Annotated in this window: 27 protein-coding genes, 1 tRNA gene and 1 pseudogene; 5 read left to right on the top strand and 24 right to left on the bottom strand. The window is 57.3% G+C overall.

The annotated features are described in order from the left end of the window. Nucleotides 1–2: 2 nt before the first annotated feature. The 5 genes from secF to queA form a co-directional block, all read right to left on the bottom strand. Complete coding sequence (gene secF / locus NH395_RS09040; protein ID WP_253024166.1) at nucleotides 3–929, bottom strand: protein translocase subunit SecF; 927 nt, start codon at nucleotides 927–929, stop codon at nucleotides 3–5. Nucleotides 930–963: 34 nt separating this feature from the next. After that, on the bottom strand, nucleotides 964–2814 hold the full coding sequence (secD, locus tag NH395_RS09035) for a protein translocase subunit SecD (protein WP_253024164.1): 1851 nt from the start codon (nucleotides 2812–2814) through the stop codon (nucleotides 964–966). A gap of 133 nt (nucleotides 2815–2947) precedes the next feature. Beyond that, nucleotides 2948–3274 carry a preprotein translocase subunit YajC gene (gene yajC, locus NH395_RS09030; RefSeq protein WP_253024162.1) on the bottom strand — a complete coding sequence of 109 codons (327 nt, stop codon included), beginning with the start codon at nucleotides 3272–3274 and terminating at the stop codon, nucleotides 2948–2950. A gap of 70 nt (nucleotides 3275–3344) precedes the next feature. Continuing rightward, complete coding sequence (tgt, locus tag NH395_RS09025; RefSeq protein ID WP_066321863.1) at nucleotides 3345–4481, bottom strand: tRNA guanosine(34) transglycosylase Tgt; 1137 nt, start codon at nucleotides 4479–4481, stop codon at nucleotides 3345–3347. 40 nt (nucleotides 4482–4521) lie between these two features. Further along, entirely contained in the window at nucleotides 4522–5553 is a 1032-nt protein-coding gene (gene queA, locus NH395_RS09020) for a tRNA preQ1(34) S-adenosylmethionine ribosyltransferase-isomerase QueA (RefSeq protein ID WP_253024160.1), read from the bottom strand. A gap of 113 nt (nucleotides 5554–5666) precedes the next feature. On the opposite strand from queA, the gene NH395_RS09015 reads away from it, so the two are divergent. Continuing rightward, nucleotides 5667–5753: transfer RNA gene (locus NH395_RS09015), tRNA-Leu, on the top strand. 54 nt (nucleotides 5754–5807) lie between these two features. Here NH395_RS09015 and NH395_RS09010 read toward each other — a convergent pair. The 18 genes and pseudogenes from NH395_RS09010 to NH395_RS18365 form a co-directional block, all read right to left on the bottom strand. Continuing rightward, on the bottom strand, nucleotides 5808–6659 hold the full coding sequence (locus tag NH395_RS09010; RefSeq protein ID WP_253024158.1) for a site-specific integrase: 852 nt from the start codon (nucleotides 6657–6659) through the stop codon (nucleotides 5808–5810). A gap of 26 nt (nucleotides 6660–6685) precedes the next feature. Continuing rightward, a complete protein-coding gene (locus tag NH395_RS09005) occupies nucleotides 6686–7018 on the bottom strand; it encodes a helix-turn-helix domain-containing protein (protein ID WP_253024156.1) in 333 nt (110 codons plus the stop codon). Nucleotide 7019: 1 nt separating this feature from the next. Further along, the gene (locus tag NH395_RS09000) at nucleotides 7020–7532 is read right to left on the bottom strand and encodes a hypothetical protein (protein ID WP_253024154.1); all 513 of its coding nucleotides are present in this window, start codon (nucleotides 7530–7532) and stop codon (nucleotides 7020–7022) included. 262 nt (nucleotides 7533–7794) lie between these two features. Further along, nucleotides 7795–8262 carry a hypothetical protein gene (locus tag NH395_RS08995; RefSeq protein ID WP_253024152.1) on the bottom strand — a complete coding sequence of 156 codons (468 nt, stop codon included), beginning with the start codon at nucleotides 8260–8262 and terminating at the stop codon, nucleotides 7795–7797. Then, complete coding sequence (locus NH395_RS08990) at nucleotides 8259–8576, bottom strand: hypothetical protein (RefSeq protein WP_253024150.1); 318 nt, start codon at nucleotides 8574–8576, stop codon at nucleotides 8259–8261. Before NH395_RS08990 ends, NH395_RS08995 begins: the two co-directional genes overlap by 4 nt. Then, nucleotides 8573–9265 carry a hypothetical protein gene (locus NH395_RS08985; protein WP_253024148.1) on the bottom strand — a complete coding sequence of 231 codons (693 nt, stop codon included), beginning with the start codon at nucleotides 9263–9265 and terminating at the stop codon, nucleotides 8573–8575. Before NH395_RS08985 ends, NH395_RS08990 begins: the two co-directional genes overlap by 4 nt. After that, nucleotides 9258–9560: a helix-turn-helix domain-containing protein gene (locus NH395_RS08980; protein WP_253024146.1), complete on the bottom strand. Its 303-nt coding sequence runs from the start codon at nucleotides 9558–9560 to the stop codon at nucleotides 9258–9260. The genes NH395_RS08985 and NH395_RS08980 overlap by 8 nt, the downstream gene beginning before the upstream one ends. Further along, nucleotides 9547–9888 (bottom strand): DUF4406 domain-containing protein, encoded by a 342-nt coding sequence (locus NH395_RS08975; protein WP_253024145.1) that lies wholly within the window; start codon nucleotides 9886–9888, stop codon nucleotides 9547–9549. The genes NH395_RS08980 and NH395_RS08975 overlap by 14 nt, the downstream gene beginning before the upstream one ends. Continuing rightward, nucleotides 9885–10856, bottom strand: a complete 972-nt coding sequence (gene rdgC, locus NH395_RS08970; RefSeq protein ID WP_253024143.1) for a recombination-associated protein RdgC — start codon at nucleotides 10854–10856, stop codon at nucleotides 9885–9887. Before rdgC ends, NH395_RS08975 begins: the two co-directional genes overlap by 4 nt. 325 nt (nucleotides 10857–11181) lie before the next feature. Then, a complete protein-coding gene (locus NH395_RS08965) occupies nucleotides 11182–11799 on the bottom strand; it encodes a hypothetical protein (RefSeq protein WP_253024141.1) in 618 nt (205 codons plus the stop codon). 10 nt (nucleotides 11800–11809) lie between these two features. Continuing rightward, a complete protein-coding gene (locus tag NH395_RS08960; protein WP_253024139.1) occupies nucleotides 11810–12136 on the bottom strand; it encodes a hypothetical protein in 327 nt (108 codons plus the stop codon). After that, entirely contained in the window at nucleotides 12133–12432 is a 300-nt protein-coding gene (locus NH395_RS08955; protein WP_253024137.1) for a hypothetical protein, read from the bottom strand. Before NH395_RS08955 ends, NH395_RS08960 begins: the two co-directional genes overlap by 4 nt. After that, the gene (locus NH395_RS08950) at nucleotides 12429–12704 is read right to left on the bottom strand and encodes a hypothetical protein (protein ID WP_253024135.1); all 276 of its coding nucleotides are present in this window, start codon (nucleotides 12702–12704) and stop codon (nucleotides 12429–12431) included. Before NH395_RS08950 ends, NH395_RS08955 begins: the two co-directional genes overlap by 4 nt. Continuing rightward, nucleotides 12701–13123 carry a hypothetical protein gene (locus NH395_RS08945; RefSeq protein ID WP_253024133.1) on the bottom strand — a complete coding sequence of 141 codons (423 nt, stop codon included), beginning with the start codon at nucleotides 13121–13123 and terminating at the stop codon, nucleotides 12701–12703. The genes NH395_RS08950 and NH395_RS08945 overlap by 4 nt, the downstream gene beginning before the upstream one ends. Then, nucleotides 13120–13506 carry a LuxR C-terminal-related transcriptional regulator gene (locus NH395_RS08940; protein ID WP_253024131.1) on the bottom strand — a complete coding sequence of 129 codons (387 nt, stop codon included), beginning with the start codon at nucleotides 13504–13506 and terminating at the stop codon, nucleotides 13120–13122. The genes NH395_RS08945 and NH395_RS08940 overlap by 4 nt, the downstream gene beginning before the upstream one ends. Nucleotides 13507–13848: 342 nt before the next feature. Then, complete coding sequence (locus tag NH395_RS08935) at nucleotides 13849–14940, bottom strand: hypothetical protein (protein WP_253024129.1); 1092 nt, start codon at nucleotides 14938–14940, stop codon at nucleotides 13849–13851. Nucleotides 14941–15042: 102 nt separating this feature from the next. Then, the gene (locus NH395_RS08930) at nucleotides 15043–15519 is read right to left on the bottom strand and encodes a S24 family peptidase (RefSeq protein WP_290443769.1); all 477 of its coding nucleotides are present in this window, start codon (nucleotides 15517–15519) and stop codon (nucleotides 15043–15045) included. Nucleotides 15520–15528: 9 nt separating this feature from the next. Continuing rightward, nucleotides 15529–15717: pseudogene (locus NH395_RS18365) on the bottom strand (helix-turn-helix transcriptional regulator); the annotation flags it as partial. A gap of 89 nt (nucleotides 15718–15806) precedes the next feature. Here NH395_RS18365 and NH395_RS08925 point away from each other — a divergent pair. Both NH395_RS08925 and NH395_RS08920 read left to right on the top strand, forming a co-directional pair. After that, nucleotides 15807–16043, top strand: a complete 237-nt coding sequence (locus NH395_RS08925; protein WP_253024126.1) for a YdaS family helix-turn-helix protein — start codon at nucleotides 15807–15809, stop codon at nucleotides 16041–16043. Between the two features lie 82 nt (nucleotides 16044–16125). Continuing rightward, the gene (locus NH395_RS08920) at nucleotides 16126–16425 is read left to right on the top strand and encodes a hypothetical protein (RefSeq protein WP_253024124.1); all 300 of its coding nucleotides are present in this window, start codon (nucleotides 16126–16128) and stop codon (nucleotides 16423–16425) included. 2 nt (nucleotides 16426–16427) lie between these two features. Here the strand turns inward: NH395_RS08920 and NH395_RS08915 are convergent, their stop codons facing one another. After that, nucleotides 16428–16655, bottom strand: a complete 228-nt coding sequence (locus NH395_RS08915; RefSeq protein ID WP_253024122.1) for a hypothetical protein — start codon at nucleotides 16653–16655, stop codon at nucleotides 16428–16430. A gap of 87 nt (nucleotides 16656–16742) precedes the next feature. Here NH395_RS08915 and NH395_RS08910 point away from each other — a divergent pair, with 87 nt between their 5' ends. Further along, complete coding sequence (locus NH395_RS08910) at nucleotides 16743–17702, top strand: DnaT-like ssDNA-binding domain-containing protein (protein WP_253024120.1); 960 nt, start codon at nucleotides 16743–16745, stop codon at nucleotides 17700–17702. A gap of 22 nt (nucleotides 17703–17724) precedes the next feature. Next, nucleotides 17725–18336, top strand: a complete 612-nt coding sequence (locus NH395_RS08905) for a replication protein P (protein WP_366065605.1) — start codon at nucleotides 17725–17727, stop codon at nucleotides 18334–18336.

Below are 18336 nucleotides of genomic sequence, written 5' to 3'. Positions count from 1 at the left end.
GATCAGGGCAGTTCTTCCTCTTCTTCGTCGGTTTCTTTCTGAGGGGGGATCAAGTCTTCCCGCGACAGCTTGAGCGGGAGCAAAAGTGCGCCAGAGACATAGATGGATGAAAATGTTCCCACCACGATACCCACCAGCAGAGCGATGGCGAAGTTCTGGATCATGTCGCCGCCCAGCAACAGCAGGGCAACGAGTACCAGCAAAGTGGTGCCTGAGGTTGCCAGCGTCCGGGACAGCGTGGCATTGATCGCATCATTGAAGATTTGCGGCATATCATCAATGCGCGACATACGGATTTCTTCGCGCATGCGGTCATACACCACGATGGTATCATTCAGTGAGTAACCGATGACGGCGAGAATTGCCGCCAGCACGGTCAGGTCGAAATCAAGCTGAAAGATGGCGAAAAAACCGACCACGATAATGACGTCATGCATCAACGCAAGCAGCGCACCAATGGCGAACTTGTATTGGAAGCGCAGCGCCACGTAGAGCATCACCACGCCCAGTGCGACCAGTAGCCCCATGCCGCTTTGGTCGCGCAGTTGGTCACCCACCTGGGCGCCGACGAATTCGGCGCGCACTAGGTCGACGCTTGCACCATCGTCCCTCAGCAAGCTGACGACCTGATTACCGATATCCGGATCGAAGGCTTGACGCAGGCGTATCAGTACTTCGCTGGAAGCGCCAAAGGTTTGTACGGCCACGTCTTCAAAACCATTGTTCTGAAGCAGTTGCCTTACCGTATCGAGGCTCGGTGCGTCGGCGTAGCGCACTTCAATCAGGGTGCCGCCGGTGAAGTCCAGGCCTAGGTTCAGCTGCTGGAAAAAAATCGCGCCAATCGACACGATCAGCATGACGGCAGCGACGATGAACGCCAGTTTGCGGCGCCCCATAAAGTCGATTTGCCGTTGTGTTAAAGGTTTCATGACCACCTCGTGAAATCTGGGCTGAGCATTGGCATTAGATCCAGAGCTTTTTGACGGGCTTGCTGCCGTAGGCCAGGTTGACCATGGCACGCGTCACCAACAGTGAGGTAAACATTGAGGTCAAAATACCGATGGACAGGGTGACGGCGAAGCCTTTGACCGGCCCGGTGCCAATCGAGAACAGAATGACCGCCACCAGCAATGTGGTGATGTTGGCGTCGACGATCGAGGTGAACGCACGTTCGTAACCCGAGTAGATGGCTTGCTGAATCGACATGCCATTGCGCAATTCTTCGCGTATTCGCTCGAATATCAGCACGTTGGCGTCGACGGCCATGCCCAGCGTGAGCACGATCCCGGCGATCCCCGGCAGTGTCAGCGTGGCGCCCAAAAGCGACATGGCAGCGACCAGTAACGTCAGGTTCAGCGCCAGCGCGATATTGGCAAAAATACCGAAAACCTTGTAGCGAATCAGCATGAACAGGGCGACCAGTAACAAGCCGATCTGGACCGACAGTAAACCGCGCTCGATGTTGTCGGCCCCCAGGCTTGGCCCGATAGTGCGTTCCTGCACGAAGTAGATGGGGGCGGCAAGCGACCCCGAACGCAGCAGCAGGGCAAGCTCAGCGGCTTCGGTGGGTGAATCAAGGCCGGTAATGCGGAAGCTGTTACCCAGCGCGCTCTGGATGGTGGCCAGGCTGATCAGGCCGCGTTCCACATAGGGTTCGCGAACGGTCGTCTCCTCGCCATCTTCTATCACCGTGCGGTCTTCGGTTTTATGCTCGATGAACAGTACTGCCATGTTGCGCCCGATATTGCTGCGGGTGGCGCGGTTCATCAGGGTGCCGCCGGTGCCATCAAGGTCGATGTTGACCTGGGGGCGTCCGTTTTCGTCAAAGCTGCGGCTGGCGTTGGAAACACTATCGCCGGTAACAATCACGTCGCGCATCAGCTCGGCTGAACGTGAAGGCTGGTTACGGAAGCTGAAGGTTTCCGTTTCGCTTTCGGGGGTGTCGGGGCGCGCCTCCAAGCGGAACTCAAGGTTAGCCGTTGCGCCCACAACGCGCTTGGCGGCCACGGTATCCTGAACGCCGGGTAGTTCGACGACGATTCGATTAGGCCCCTGGCGTTGTACCAGTGGCTCCGCGACGCCTAGCTCATTCACCCGGTTACGCAGCGTGGTCAGGTTCTGATTGATCGCGTAGTCCTGGATTTCATTGACCAGCTCGTCGGTCAGTGACATCACCAGACGCGCCGCGCGGCCTTCTTCTTCGTTGCGGTACTCAAAGTCAGGGAACTCGCGGCTGATCAGGCGGCGTGCTTCATCGCGATCTTCTTCGCCTGCAAAGTCGAGCGACAGGCTGCGCTCGTCTATCTCGGTGTTGCGATAACGAATGCCCTCGCTACGCAGCATCTCGCGAACGGCGCTGGCATTAACTTCCAGCCGCTGGGTCAGGGCCGCCTCCATGTCCACTTCCAGCAGGAAGTGAACGCCGCCACGCAAGTCGAGGCCCAGGGTCATGGGTGAGGCGGAAAACGCCTGCAGCCAGCCGGGGGTGGCTTCGGCAAGGTTAAGGGCCACTGTGGCGTCATCACCCAATACATCACTGGCGATTTCCTGAGTGCGTAGCTGATCGTTGGGATCAGGTAGCCGGATAAGCCACTGCTGGTTGGTTTGTTCGATGGATTTGACGGCTATGCCGGCCTCATCGAGGGCGTTTTCGACACGCTCGATTTCGCTCTCATTCAGTGTTTCGCCGGTTTCGGCGCTACTGATTTGGACGGCGGGATCTTCAGGAAACAGGTTGGGAAGCGCGTAGATAAGGCCGGCCACTAAAACAGCCAGTATCAAGAGATACTTCCACAGGGGGTAACGGTTGAGCATGCAAGCCCTGCCTTCAATTACAAACGGAATGCTGTGCACAGACTCACTATGCACAGCAAGGTTCACCATCGTGGATACCATGTCACCCCTGCCGGGATGGCTGGCATTAAGGCAGGGGTGCTACATCATTACATTAGATGGACTTGATGGTGCCCTTTGGCAGTACGGTGGCAACGGCGTTTTTCTGCACGTTGACTTCGGTGCCTTCGGCGATTTCCATGGTCAGAAACTCATCGCTCACCTTGGTGATGCGACCTACCATGCCGCCGCCGATGACGATTTCATCGCCTTTGTCCAGGTTGCTGATCAATTGCTTGTGCTGCTTCGCGCGCTTGGCCTGGGGGCGCCAAAGCAGGAAGTAGAAAATCAGCACAAAACCGACCAGCATCACGATTTGCGCAATACCACCGCCAGCAGCGCCTTCTTGGGCGTAGGCTGGTGAGATAAAGAAATCCAGCATTGCAGAGAACTCCTGGGTTATAAACTCAATGAATGAGCAAGAGAAAGCGCCCGCTTAATACGCGCGCCGATTAATTCGCAAGGGGAGGCACCGGCAGGCCGCGCCGTGCGTAGAAGCCTTCCACAAAGTTCGTCAATGTACCCGCTTCGATTGCCGCGCGCAAATCAGCCATCACCCTCTGATAATAACGCAGATTGTGGATGGTATTGAGCATTGAGCCAAGCATTTCGTTGCAGCGGTCAAGATGGTGCAGGTAACCACGTGAGAAATGCTGGCAGGTATGGCAATCGCAGTCTTCTTCAAGCGGCCGGGTATCAAAGCGATGGACAGCGTTGCGGATCTTGACGGTACCGTCAGCGGTGAACAGATGGCCATTACGCGCGTTGCGCGTGGGCATGACGCAGTCGAACATATCCACGCCGCGGCGTACGCCTTCCACCAGGTCTTCGGGCTTGCCGACGCCCATCAGGTAACGGGGCGTGTCGTCGGGCATCCAGGTGGGCAAATAGTCGAGCACCTTGATCATTTCGTCCTTGGGCTCGCCCACGGATAAACCGCCGATCGCCAGCCCATCAAAGCCGATATCGAGCAATCCCTTCAACGAGCGTTCACGAAGTTCAGGATGCATGCCGCCCTGAATAATACCGAACAGTGCCGAGGGGGAGTCGCCATGGGCGTCTCGCGAACGCTTGGCCCAACGCAGCGACAGCTCCATGGATTTCTCGGCTTCTTCGAACGTCGCCGGGTAAGGCGTGCACTCGTCGAAGATCATCACTACATCGGATCCCAGCGAGCGTTGAACCGCCATGGACTCTTCCGGGCCCATGAACACTTTGCTGCCGTCCACCGGCGAGCGGAAATGCACGCCTTGCTCGGTGATTTTGCGCATCTCGCCCAGCGAGAACACCTGAAAACCGCCGGAGTCGGTCAAGATCGGCTTGTCCCACTGGGCAAAGTCGTGAAGGTCTCCATGGGCTTCGATGACCTCGGTGCCGGGGCGCAGCCAGAGGTGAAAGGTATTGCCCAGGATGATCTCGGCGCCGATCTCTTTGACGGACTCGGGCGTCATGCCTTTTACCGTGCCGTAGGTGCCTACCGGCATAAAGGCAGGTGTTTCGACCGTCCCGCGCGGGAAGTGAAGGCGGCCCCGGCGCGCGCGACCGTCCTCGGCCAGGCGCTCAAAGCGCATAAAGCATTCGTTTCGCATCGTTGTTACTCGTTCAGAAAGCGGTTAAAGCGCGACATGATCAGCGGGTCAGCAGCATGGCATCGCCATAGCTGAAAAACGCATAGCGCTCGTCAACCGCCGTTTGATAGGCGTGCATGATGTTATCGTAACCTGCGAATGCCGAGACCAGCATTAGCAGTGTTGATTCGGGCAGGTGGAAATTGGTGATCAGCGCATCCACGCATCGCCATTCATAGCCGGGATAGATGAAGATATCGGTATCGCCACTGAAGGGGGCAATTTGATTGTCCGGGCTCTTGAGGCAGGCGCTCTCCAGGCAGCGCACGCTGGTCGTGCCCACCGCAATCACCCGCTTGCCCGCTGCCTGGGTGGCGCGCACCTGCTGGCAGGTGTCCTCTGAGACATCAATCCATTCGCTATGCATGTGGTGCTCAAGAATATTGTCCACGCGCACCGGTTGGAAAGTGCCAGCGCCGACGTGCAGGGTCACGAAGGCGCTATTGATCCCTTTTTCCGCCAGCGCATCGAGCAGCGGCTGATCGAAGTGCAGGCCTGCCGTAGGCGCTGCCACCGCACCATCGCGCCGGGCATAGACGGTTTGATAGCGCTCGCGGTCGCTGAGCTCGTCTTCCCGGGTAATGTAGGGCGGTAGCGGCATATGGCCATGCTTTTCCAGCAGCGCAATCATGGGCGTATCGCCTAAAAAGCGCAGTTCGAACAGCGCATCACGACGGCCTTCCACCACGGCGTGAATATCACCTTCAAAGACCAGCTCGGTGCCGGGCTTGGGGGATTTGCTCGACCGGAGATGCGCGAGGCCACGGTGCGCATCCAGCGGGCGTTCAAGCAGCATTTCCACCTTGCCACCACTGGCTTTCTGGCCGTGCAGGCGCGCCGGGATCACTCGCGTGTCGTTGAACACCAGCAGGTCGCCGGGCTCGAGAAGCTCAAGCAAATCGGGAAAACGGCGGTGTTCGAGCGCACCGCTCTGGCCATCCACGCACAGCAAACGGCAGTCGCTACGCTGTTCAGACGGGTAACGGGCGATAAGCTCGTCGGGTAGCTCAAAATGAAAATCCGCACGCTGCATGAAAAAGCTCTATATCGGTGACCAAACGGGCGGCATAGGATAGCGCTTTGTGGCGATAAAGTCAGTCAATGTGATTGACCTAGAAGGTGATCTACGTATAATGCGCAGCCATTGCCGGTGTGGCGGAATTGGTAGACGCAGCGGATTCAAAATCCGCCGCTGTAACAGGCGTGCCAGTTCGAGTCTGGCCACCGGCACCATATTTAAAATCAGGGGCTTAGGCCCCTTTTTTTGTGCCTCAATTTCCCCTGCGTTTAGTGCTTGGTCGCAGTTTGGTCGCATATCGCCGCGCCAAACGCTCCATTCAAGCTCGGCAATTTGCTGCCGACTGCATCCAATCCTCCGTCAAAAATGTGACTGTAGCGGCTGGTGACAAGCAGGCTCGAATGCCCCAGCAGGTCTCGCACCGTCGTCATGTTTTCACCCGCCTGGGCTAACAGGCTGGCGTAGCTGTGGCGTAGATCGTGGAAGCGCAGATCCGTTCGACCGATCGCCTTGCGCGCTTCATCCCACGTCCAGCGCAGCGTATACTTGTGGCTGGTAAACGGTAAGTTGCTCAACCAGGACTGAGCATCCGCCGGTACCGGCACCACCCGCGCTTTGCCGTTCTTCGTTTGATCTGGTCGCAATATGATGCGGCCATCGTGGTAGTTGGTCGGCTCAAGCGACAGCAACTCCCCCTGACGTAGCCCTGTCAGTGCAGCCAGGGCAATGATCTTCTTATCGTCGCCGCGTGTATCGGGTATGGCCTGCAGTAGCCGCTGCAGGTCACCCACCGTTAGATATACGTGGCGCTCGTTCTTCGGGTTCGGCTTTTTGAGCTTGTCGCCCAGCGGTCTATCCAGCCATTCCCATTCGCGGTACGCCAGGTTGAGCACACGTTTCACCACCTGAATGTGGTTATTGATCGTGCTTTGCGCTCTGCCCTGCCCGGCGAGGTCGCGCGCCATCCTGCGCGCTTTGTCCACGGTTTCCATCCCCAGCATGACGTCCTCGCCCATGTAGGCAATCACCGGCTTGATCGCCTTGATCTGGCTTGTCACGTCATACTCGTCTATCCAGCGCTCCACGGCTTCGAGGAAGGTGCGCCGCGGCTGGCGCCCCATCACTTCACCGTTAAAGCGGGCATCGTTTACTGCAGCCTGGCGTGCGGCTGCGTATTCGCGTGCCTCCCTTTCCCCTTCCTTGGTGCCTGCAAACGTGCATTGATGTCGCTGATCGTTGTGCGTTTCCGTGACGATCCAGCGGTTGCGCTTTTCCCTGTATCGGACTGTGATTCCCATTTGCGTTCCTCGTGCTGAGGGCCGCGCTTGCGGCTCAGAGCGTAGCGCGTAACGTCATCGGACTCAAAGCGAACCGCCTTGCCGATGGTAATAAAGCCAATGCGCGCCTTGTTGGCATACACCCAGCTGGCGCTGACGCCGAGCAGGCCCGCCACCTCTTGCGGGGTGAGTAGTGGTTGCATGTCAGTCTCCTGTTATCCGTTGGCCGCCAGGGCCGTAGCCTTTCCCACTGCGCCAGGCTTGCTCTTGCCGCCCCATACTGTCCTCGATCGCCTGGAGCTTTTGCTCCTCGAGGAGCGATTGCACCGCGGGGTTGTGAGCAATACGCCGCAGGTTGAGCAGCTCTTCTTGCTGGCGCTGGATAATGCCGGTGGCTACGGTGGCGAGCTCCCAGCGATCGGCTGGTGTTTCTCCGTCCTCGAGAACCTTGCCCAGCCCGAAGCAGTGGCCACAGGGCTTGTCGCGATTGCCTTTGATGTGGTCGTGTCCGGAGCCCATGCAGATACTGCAGTCGTCCGGTGCTACTTCCCGCCAGTTCTGTGTCCAGTCGGCCTGGGTGGTGCCACTGATGATGCCTTTGTCGAGGTCTTCATAGATGACCAGCCACTGGCCTTCCAGGGGGCCACTTCCTTGATGCTGCGATTGCTCGCGGTATCTCCCGCCGCTTGCCCTATGGGTGTGGGTTGGCTGGGTCATGGGTGGCCCTCGGCTTGGCGAGAATTCATCATTTCCCGGGTCTCGAACATGGGGTGGTTACACCACGGGTAAAAGTTGGTGATCCAATCCCGCTTGTTTACTGCGTCCTGCTCGATGTCACGCCGACAGTCAGCGCAATACCAAGAGCGCGATCCGTGGTTAAACCAGATGGCTGGCGATACCTGGCAGAGCGTGCGATTGCAGCTGCCACCCTCTTTGCCTTTGTCGGCCTTATCTGGGCCGCTGTAATCTCCGTAAGCCATCATGAACCTCTCGGGGCTGGCAGTAGTGGCGGCATGTCGCCGGTTTCGTAGGCGCTTTTAACTTGCGGCAGCATCCAGCGGCCGACTGTGCCGCCGTTGGGCAGGACGATGTGCGCCAGGAACTCTTCTTCAAACTCGGTGATGCCTGACTCGACCGCCTCAAGCTTGGCCTTGATGACCAGGGCGAGGGCGCGCCACCGCTGGCGGCATGCTTGCTCCCATGCTTTGGCGGCCTGTGCTGGCGCCCGGTTACGTCCGGTTTCGGTGGTGGTGAACTCATCGCTGTGGCGATCGGGCATGGTGAGGTCGAAGCGAATCCGGCGGCCGTTCATCTGGAACGCCATTACTGCAGTGTCACCGTCCCAGCCGTACATGAAACCGCTGGCGCCGTAGCGGGATACCGTTTGCTCAATCTCGGCACGGCTGCGCTCACTGGATACGCTGGTGTTTTCTGCGTAGCGGCTCATTTGCTGGCCTCCTTATCGCTTGCGCGGAGCTCGTCAATAACGCTGAGCGCCTCTTGGCCGCGAACAGTTGTCCTATCGCCAAACTGCACATAGGCGGCATTAGCCTCGCCGTGGCCACAGCAAGCGTTCATGACACCGGGCAGCGTGCCTAGGCATGGGTCATGGCCTTCAGGCGTGCAGTGGTCACCGCAGTGACCGCAAGGCCGTTCCTCCCAGGTAGAGGCAGTGGGCTGCCGCGTATCGGTGTAGATCCATTGTGTGGCCAGAATGTCCCATTCGATAGGGTGGCCGCGTAGGTGAGTCGTGGCTGTCACTGGCTGGCCTCCACGTCTTCGGCGGTGATGACGTACTCACGGACGTTTTCGACCAGGTAAAAACTCGGCTTACAGTAGGCGTCTGCCCAAGCGTCGATGAATATCTCGAGCAGGGCGCCTTGTGAGGGTGTTACGTCTGGATAATCTTCGGCAAGCTCGCCAACATCGCCTTCCGCTGCCGCCTGCATTTGCTCAGTAACTGCATCGTAAGCGCCTGTGCAGTAGGTGCTGCCGTGAAGCTGCTCCGATCGCATGCCCACATAAACGGTGCTGCCTGCCTCAAGGTCGTGGTCACTGATCAGCTCGCTGAGGTCATCGGTTTTGAATGGGTCACTGTCGTTAAGCCCCCATACTTCAAACTGATTTTCCTCTTCTAGATTGCTTGCTTCCTCGGCGCGCTCGATACGATCGTATTCGGCAGCCAACAGGGCCATAGCTTTTTCAATATTGCGCTTGGGGTCGTGGCTGGGTTTCCACCAAGACCTGTCCCAGGTGCGTGGCCAGGTCAATGCAGGGAACGCATGTGGATGGGCGACCCCGTTAGCGGTATCAACAAGCACGGCTACGTAACAAAGAGCGGCGGCAGTGAGTTCGTTCTCTATGTACTGATCATCCCGGGTGGCGTCAAAACCCTCTTTACTGATCTGCCGCTGGCGCTCTTCAAAGGCTTTGATGATGGCTTTAGACATGCTGGTTTCCTCCTGCCATTTTGCTGGCATCCGCAATATGGGTTAGCGGCCGCGCAAGGGCCGTGCCCTTGGCCAGTTCAATGCAGCGGCTTAAATCCTCCCGCCGCTGGCGCTCTTGCTCGCACGCACTCAGGCTGCCGCGCTTCGGTTTGGTGATCAGATCCATGCCGCGTTTGCCGGACATATAGCGGCTGTAGACGGTGCCCGCGTTGACGCCGTATATGCCGGCCAGTTGGGAAAGCGAGACCTCTTCACCGGTATTCGGGTCGGTCACCGTGTGGTTAAGCTTGGGCATAGGTCACCTCCTGGGCGATTTCCTCACGGTGCAGCTGCTCGACGTCGACGATCTGCATGCCGACGCGGTGGGCAACGTGCAGCTCGAGGTGCGCGCCTTTCGATGCCTGCCAGCCAGGCAGCAGGGCGATGGTGTCGCAGGTCAGCATCTGGCGAAGATCCTCCCTTAGGTATTCCTCCCAGCTGAGGTCTTCGGATTCGCTTTGCTTCTCTGCTGGATTGACGACCTCATAGCCCAGCGCCCGCAGCTGGTGAGCCGTGAGGTGGAACGCGCCAAAGTTTAGGCCTGGCAGCCCCGTCATGGGGCCGCTGATGTAGATGCGTTTCATGCCGTCGGCTCCTTCTCGTCGTCGTCATCTGCCTCTTCTTCAAGCACCGGCTGTTCGTACTCCATCAGCTCGCAAAGCTCATTGACGACGCCCACCATGCCTTCCACCTCACGCATGGCCATCATCCGCCAGTCATGAACGTCATCGCCTTCGCCGCTATCGTCTTCGGGCTCTTGCGGCTCGAAGTCGATTCCTTTGAAGCGAAACTGGTGCGTCAGCCGGAATGACATAGCGGCGGGTGGGTAACTCAGGCCGATTTCTTCCACCTCAAAGCCGTCGCGCAGGTGGCTCAGTAGCTCGTCGTTATTCGCAAGCCAAGTGCCCTTGTACGTGACCACCTCGGCAGGCTCGCCCGGCTCAAGCTTGCGTTTTACACGAGCGTGATCATCCGGCTCTAGCTGCCCAAATGGTTTCGTTTCTTCGTCGTCCTGGTGCTCGATAGCGTCACGAAGGCGAGCGGTCACGCCGTTTTTAACGCCACTGATATGAATCGTGACGGTCTGAACCTTTCCGGCGAGCTTGATAAGCGATCCCATGAAGCGGTCAACATCGCCGGGCGAACTTGAGTTGATGAACAGGTACTCGCTTTCAGGATGGTAGAAAGCCTGCACATACCGCGTTTTCACGAACGCTTGCTTGCAGATCTCCATGGTTACATCAACATTCAACTGGTCGCGTTCTTCGTCATCGAGTGGCTCGCCGCGCTCATCCTCAACTTCAGTCACGCGCTTGAATACGGCATCGCCGATAGTGCCGGTTGGAATGATCTTCTCCTGGCAGCGCAGGCACAGCGCAAAGCCGGAAGGAAACTCGGCCACCATTTCACCCGAAGCGGCCTGCACAAACGAATTGCGGCGGAATTCTGTTTCTGCAATCTCCCCCCATTCAGCGGCCTCTAGCTGCTGGCGCAGGAGGGCTACTTCGGGCAGAAGGGCTTTCAATACGATGGCGTTTTTGATCATGGTCATGTTGGCAATCCTTATTGGCTGTCGCGGGGCGGCTGATCATTGGCTTTCGCTGGCGCAGGCTGTTTAAAAATCCGGTCAAATGCGGCTTGGTCGATCACGGCTTTATCCCTAATGCGTATTCAGTGCGTAGCTGGTAACGGCGTCGCCGAGTAAGTCCTTGCCTGATGGCTCCAGAAGGCCCTTGGCGTTGAGCGATGCCACCGTGCGGTGGTGGACCTTCGTGCCGTCCATAAGCCGCCACCCCCCCCCCCATTGATGTAATTGAGCGCTGCGCCGCTGGCGATCTTGCTGATAACGCGCTGCTGAACCTTGGTTAGCTGAGTCATTACGCTGCCTCCTGCTTAGCGACGTCGTACTGCTGGATAGCCCAGACGATGGCGTAGCAGCACCACAGGTAGTGGCCTTCCCACTGCTTGCAGTCGACTTCCCAGAAGTCTTGAAATAGATCTCTGCCGAAAGTGGACCTGAAGGCCAGCGCTGACCTGATGGCGGCAGCCTCGTCGTCTGCCTGGCTCAACACTTCGTCTTCGACGTCCGCCCAAGCTTCTGCTTTATCCTCGGCTTCCCAATCCTCGGTGGCGTCTTCAAACCACTCGGTGATTTCCGATCGGAACTTTTCGGGCTGCCATTCTTTGGTGATCTCTTTCGGCGCAATGCTGGGGCCGGCTTGTAGCTTTTCTTGCCAATAGCCGGGGTTGATACGCAGCTCTTCATCGCGGAAAAACTGGAACATGTCCTCAATGCGCTGAAATACGTAACAGCCCATGTCACCACTGATGCAGAGGAAGCCTGGCCAAGTGGTGATATTGAAATAGCGGTCGTTACTCTCAGGGCGTGCGCAACGCAGGTGGCGATGCAGGCCGTCATCGTGAATCACCGTTAACTGGTGCTCGGTAATCGTTTCCTGGAAGCGCTCAAGCGGCGTTTTCTGAATAGTCGTCATCGTCATCACCTCAGAACTGAACAAGCTGGTTATCGGTTGAGCCCTCGGGCATCGCGTACTGTGCTGGCGCGTACTCGTCGAGCGCTGGCGCTGCTGGCTTCATGCCCGGGCACTGTTCCTCGACGTTGATGTCGTCGTCCCAGTCTCGGTGGCCGGTGCGGTTTTTGAGCGGCACGCCGCGGGCTTCCTCAGCCGCGAACACCGCCACGCCTTCGCAGTACTGCATAACGGTCTGCTCTTGCTCGGCGTGGGTATCGTTGCCAGCGAGGGCGACCATGGTGCCGATGATCGCGACCAGGGCAGCCGCCCACAGGCCGTTTTTCGTTTGCTGTTTCATGCGGCGCGCTCCTGTGTGGCGTTGGCTTCGAGCGGGTGGCGCAGTAGGCAAATGCGGCCTTCGATGTGAGCACCCCACAGCACATCACGCAGGCAGTTGCGGGCAGCTTCTTCGGTGGGCATGGGCTGTGCCATATCCACAACCACGCGGGTGCCGTAAGCGCCAGTGAACGCTGGTAGGTAGCCGCCCTCGACCGGCTCGGCATCTATCACTGTGTTGTGCAGCGTATAGCCGTCGGCCATCGCGAACAGGCGCCAGTGTTGGATCAGGAAGAGAATGCTTGTGGTGTGGTTCATTGATTCGCTCCCTGGCTCTGGTGTGCGCGAACGCTGGAAAGCATGTCTTCAAGGTTATCCAGCGCCCTCACTGGCGTCGTAAGCGGTGGCAGCGTGACGGAGAAGGAGCCGATCAATTGATTGGCTTTTTCTTCTGTCACAGCAACTCGACCAGGCGTGATGCTCAATGACACTTCGCGCCCTTGCTTGATGTGCATATCCATCACACGGTCGGATAGCTCGTGAATGCGATTCCGCACCAGCTGCTTGATGGTTTGGTCATGGGCGCTCATTCCGGCACCTCACATGCCATCCTGTGCAGACGCTCAATTACTTTCTTGCCGGTTAGTCGGCCTTTGATATTGCTTTCCGGCCAGCCGCGTCCGTCTGACTCAATGCTGAAACCTTCCCAATCCATTGAGGCCAGAAATACGTGATCTGTGGCGTATTCATAGAAGGGCCAAACATCGGTTCCTTCACCAGCCCAGGAGTCCCATTCGCCGCCAATGCTGTGGACATGGTTAACGCTCACGCGCCCTTCACGGTGTTGACGCTCTTCTTTCGGGCTCGGGTTCTGGCGGAATCTGTAATCGTGCTCAAACTCGTCATCGATCCATGCGCGCTTTACATCACTCTGCATGTCGCGGCGTGGGCTGGCTGCGTATATGGCCAGCGTCTTCTTGCTGAGTTTTTTGAGAATGCGTGGCTTCATGCGTAAAGACTCCCGTTGTCGCGGCGGGCGAGGGTGCGGCTGGCGCTTACCTGGTGGCGGGTGCGCACCGGCGGGCGATGGCGCATGGCCTCGACGTCGGGATTGATGCCACTGACAAGCAGGGCCACGAGTAGCGGAGCGATCCAGCCGCGCTTCATGGCTTCGGCGACAGCGCCAGCGGCTTTGTAAACGCCCAGCTTGTGGTAGCCCTTCTTGAGGCTGGCGCGGACGGTTTCCGGCGAGCGACCGGTGGCCCGGGCGATCTCTTTGTAGGTGTTGCCACCGGCCAGCAGCATCAGGTCGACGGCTTCGGTGCGGGTAAACCCGAGGCTGCCGCGCTCTGGGTTGATATTGGCTTTCCAGTTGCCTTGTGTGATTTGCATGGGTGTATCCCTTTGCCTGTATGTGATGATCTAAAATATAGGCAAACACATATTAAAGGTCAATAGGTATTCCCATATTTGTTGTTTGGGCACAAAAAAACCGCCTCGGAGGGCGGTGATTATTTATTTGGCAAGCACAAAAAACCCGCTAACAGCGGGTTTTTTGAGTTAGTAGCGGTAAGAAAAGCTTTTTAGTGTTCTTGCAAAGCTTCCACACCAATGTAGTGAGGTTTGCTTGGGTAGACTGTATGCGGAATGCGTGAAGCCTTGGATGCATTTCGAATCATTTCACTATTTTTCCGCATGACCTCATCATAAACGTCTGATGGCGAATGGTTTTTATCATTTTGTTTGTTCATCATCGGTGTCCTGAGGTGCATGATCGTCTCCATGATTCTCCATTGGCTCTTCTGGAATATTGCTATCTGATTCGCTTTCAGGTACAGCTTCGACTGGCTGACTGCCCGATGGTTCATCAGGTTCCAGTGGGAGTCTAACCCCTAGCGCATCTCTCAAATCCAAGATAAGCGCTGCATTTTCTGGGTTATATAACGCTTTGTCTATCGCAGCTTGAAGCTCATCTGCCAGCCCTAAAAGCAGGTCAGGGGCATTCACCACTCCTGAGAATAGCTCATTAGCGGCTTCTTCGCGATCAATTACGAATCCATGCGAAGGGTAGTGCATGGCTAGGCGCTGCACCGCCTGAGGATGTAGGTTTTGCTGGTCCCTGTGGTTAGCAAGTCTCAACCCATACTCGATACCGATCCTCATTGATCGAGTAAATTCACCGTATTTCATGAAATCCAGCTGGGCTGTGATAGGACTAAAAAGGTGGCCCGCCAGGTTTGTGGAAACTTCAAGTGCTTGTCTTGTGCTTAAGCCACCACCAAACCTGACATTAAGAAACTGTTCTTTGAGGAAATCAGTTGCTTGGGTGCCTATCGAGTTCAATGCCTCCATGGGATTGAGGCCTGAATGTCTTTCGCCAAACTCTTCTCGATTCAAAATTTGAATATCCAATGGACCTAGGTGGCCATTTTGGTCCATTAGTAACTCATCGGCTCCCAAGCAGATAAGTGTTCCGGAGCTTTTGCAGAAGCTATTGATAAAAATTGAAAAATGCTTGTAATGGCGCTGGAATGTTCGAGCGATCATATAGGCGCCGTCTGGACTGCCGCCAGGCGTTGTCAGCCATAGAATAGCCTTATCAGAGGCCTGACCTTTTTTAATTATTCTTGCAAATTCCCTTTCCTGACCAGTCTTGATTTCTCCTGAAAAAATATAGAAATCAGCAGGATTGGATATAAGGAAGTTTCTTGACGCCGAGAATTTGGAGTTATGTGAGGTGCTCGAGTCTTCTGATTCAGTACTTTCATCATGCTGGTGATCGTTCATACTGAAAAAGGACATACTGCTGTTCAAGCTTGAATCCATTGATCATCCCCTGTTGCATTTGTGATAACCAGAGTTAATAGCTATGTAATTGAAATTCTGATGTGAAATTAATGAATTTTTCCGCGATGAAACACATTCTTGCTAAAGCTTGGTCTTGGCCTCTACTGCTACCCCGAGGATTCGGCAGTTGCCGTTGATGGGAATCAGCGGATAGGAGGGGTTTAGGGGTTTTAGGTAGCGTTGCCCACCGTCAACGATCAACTTCTTGAACGTCGCTTCGTTGCTTTCGTCCAGCTGTGCGACCACTAACTTGCCTGGAGAAGGCTCAATGCCGGTATCCACCAGCACCAGGGTGCCTTCCGGCACGCTTGGCTTTACTCCCGCGGGCGCCGTCATCGAGTCACCGGTCACTTCTAGCCAGAAGGCGGGACCCTTTGCCTCATAGTCGGTGGTTTCGTGGCGCTCTTCCATGCCCTCAGGGTACGGCACTACGCATTCCGCAAACCAGCCCGCCTGCACTTCTGACACCACAGGATAGCGGTGATAGCGCAATGGCTGCGCCGTTGGCGCTGTATTGGCGTCGTAGCTGGCGCGGGCGTCGCCAACACCAGTCACCATTTCACCCTTCCCTGTAGCTAACCACAAGGCGCTGACGCCTAACTCGTGCGCTATCTGAGTCGAGAAGGATGTCGACTTTGATTTGCCGCGCTCCAGATCAGAAATGCTGGTCTGCTGCACGCCAATTCGAGTGGCGAGTTCTGCTTGGTTAAGGCCAGCGTGCTTCCTGGCTGTTTTGAGGCGGTCTTTGAATTCCATAAGCATTTTTATATAGGTGCGCCCATATACTTGCAAACGGGTTTACCTATACCTAATATATAGGTATTCCTATTATGGAGCGCCCAAAGATGAGCCAAACCTCTACCTTCCAAAGCTTGGTGGGTTACTTCGGTACGCAGATAAAAACAGCTGAGCTGCTGAAGGTTGATCAAGCAACCGTATCAGGCTGGGTCCGTGGCAAACACGGCATGTCTCCTGCTGTCGCGCTGCGAGCTCAAAAGCTGACCGGTGGTGCGTTTACGGCGGCTCAGCTGTGTCCGTCTGTTTTTAGTCAGCCACCGGTTGATGAGGTGGCGTCCCAATGATTCCAGTTTATCTGACGATGCTCATTTGCACATCGCCTGCGGTGTGTCTGGGCATGCGTACAGTGTTTTACGGGGGTGCTGTATGAGCAAGCTGCTACGTCGACTTTCGCTTGTTATCCGGGCTAGCCGCGCTGGCCGTGGTGATGAGTTGGATCGAGTCATCAGCGCGATTGAAGAGGGCGCGCGCTTTGAGGGTGCCGCTGGCGTTATGTTGCTGGCGCTAGCGAAAGACGGTGGGCGCTGCGAGCACGCTATGCGTGGCGCCGGTTCTCGCTACATGATCACTGACGAGCTATTAGGTGCGGCGTATGCCCGCAAAGTGAAGGCATATATCCGCCGCACCAAAGGCACTGATCCGTTCAGGATCGAGGACGGTAAGTAATGTTATTCCTCGCCAGCCGAAATCCGGCGAATCATTTCTTTCAGCTCGTCCCCTTGGGTGTCTTTAAGCAATTCGCTGACGCTGTCGAGAGCTTCCATTCTATCTATGTGCCCCGCGTCGAAAGGCAGGCCAGCACCGCTAGCGCCTTCGAGACGCTTGATGCGCGCAATTATATCGGCCTGCATCACCAGCATAGCTCTCAGCAGGTTGTCTGTTTCGTTTTCAGCCACGTCGTTTTCCTTCTATGGGTGGGTAGTGTCGCAGCTTCCACTGTAAAGGCACTCGGCGTGGCTTTCTATTTGGGGAGGCGATGACCCATGCAGTACCTCGTCTCTATCAACCAGACCAAGGCGCTCGAATGGGGCTTGAATGCACAGCAGGCCATGCTGTTTGCGTTCCTGCACCAAGTGCCTACGTGGGCGGACTCCCGCGAGATAGACGGCGTTGTGTGGTTCAACATCGGCAAGGGCAAGGTGATTGAAGAGCTGCCGCTGCTGACCGACAAGCCGGATACGGTTTACCGCCTGATGAAGCAGTTGCGCGGCTTTGGGCTGATCTGCATGACCAGCTGCGACAACAAGACGTACATCCACCTGACCGAAAAAGCGAAGGGCTGGAATCGTGCCCAAGGGTCGGAAAAAAATCCGACCTCTAAGGGCAAAGAGGCAGGGTCGGAAAAATATCCGACCCACGTAGAAAAATCCGATCAGGGTCGGAAAAATATCCGTGAAGGGTCGGAAAAATCTCCGACGAATCAAGATACCAAGATCATAACCCCCTCACACACTAGCGCGGGCGACGAACACGATTCGCCACCGCCGACGCCCAACGTGTTCGAGCAGGCCGCCCAGCAAGCCGACGACGGCGAGCCCGCCGCCGACGACCAGAGCCAACCCCGAAAAACCGCCATGACCCTCGACTGGGAACCGGAGCCGGAAACCTACGCCACCGCCTGCTGGAGCCGTGGGCTGGCGCCGGATGCCAACGTGCACGCTGCCCTGATCGACTTTCGCGAGTACTTCGCTGCCCAGCCCAGCCGCACCAACACCCAGGCCGACTGGACCCGCCGCTTTGTGCGCTGGGTATCCGAAAACCAACAGCGCCAGCGCACTGCACCCGCCACCACCGGAGGTAACGCCCATGCAAACCGCCGCAGCAGCACTCCAAAACGCCGTCAAACCGCTCAAGAGGCACGAGCCGCCGCCGAGGGCCGAGCGCCAGCAGGAAGCGGCGACACGTTCGACGCCGAATGGCTCGACGTCCATCACGGCGGCTGACGTGGACAACCTGTTCAACGCCATGGGCGAAATGTACGGCAGCAAGTTTGCCAGCCAGTGGGGCGCGTTCGATGAAACCGGTGCCTGGTGGGCCGAGCTGCAGCACATCCAGCCCGCACAGCTGGCGCTGGGCCTGCGCCGTTTGCGCCAGCAGATCCAAGACGCGGCTCGCCAGAACGATGAAGCGTGGCCACCGACGCCGATCGCCTTCGCCGCGCTATGCCAGCCCAAGCCCGAAGATATGGGACTGCCCGACGAAGCGGCGGCTTGGCGCGAAGCCAGCGGCAACGCCCACCAGCCAACCAAGCACCGCTGGAGCCATGAGGCCGTGCGTTTGGCAGGCCAAGCCGTTGGCTGGTGGGAACTGACCCACGGTGGTGGCGAGAACCGCGCAGAACGGATGGAGCGCCGCTTTCGTCGGGAATACGCCGCCCTGGTCAACCGGGTGATGGCAGGCGAGCAGCTGCAGCCGCGCCACCTGATCGGCCACGACAGCCAGTTGAACCGAGCCGAACAAGCAGAGCGCGCCAGCCGTGAAGCCGCACAGCAGCAGGCAGAGGCAGCGGGTATGCCTCACCGCATGAATTCAGAGCAAGGGATGCGCAGTCTTCGCGCCGCCCTGGGAGGACGTTAA

The organism is Halomonas sp. Mc5H-6, from assembly GCF_024124705.1.
In the GTDB taxonomy this organism is placed as follows: domain Bacteria; phylum Pseudomonadota; class Gammaproteobacteria; order Pseudomonadales; family Halomonadaceae; genus Vreelandella; species Vreelandella subterranea.
This window is presented reverse-complemented; position numbering and strand designations above follow the sequence as displayed.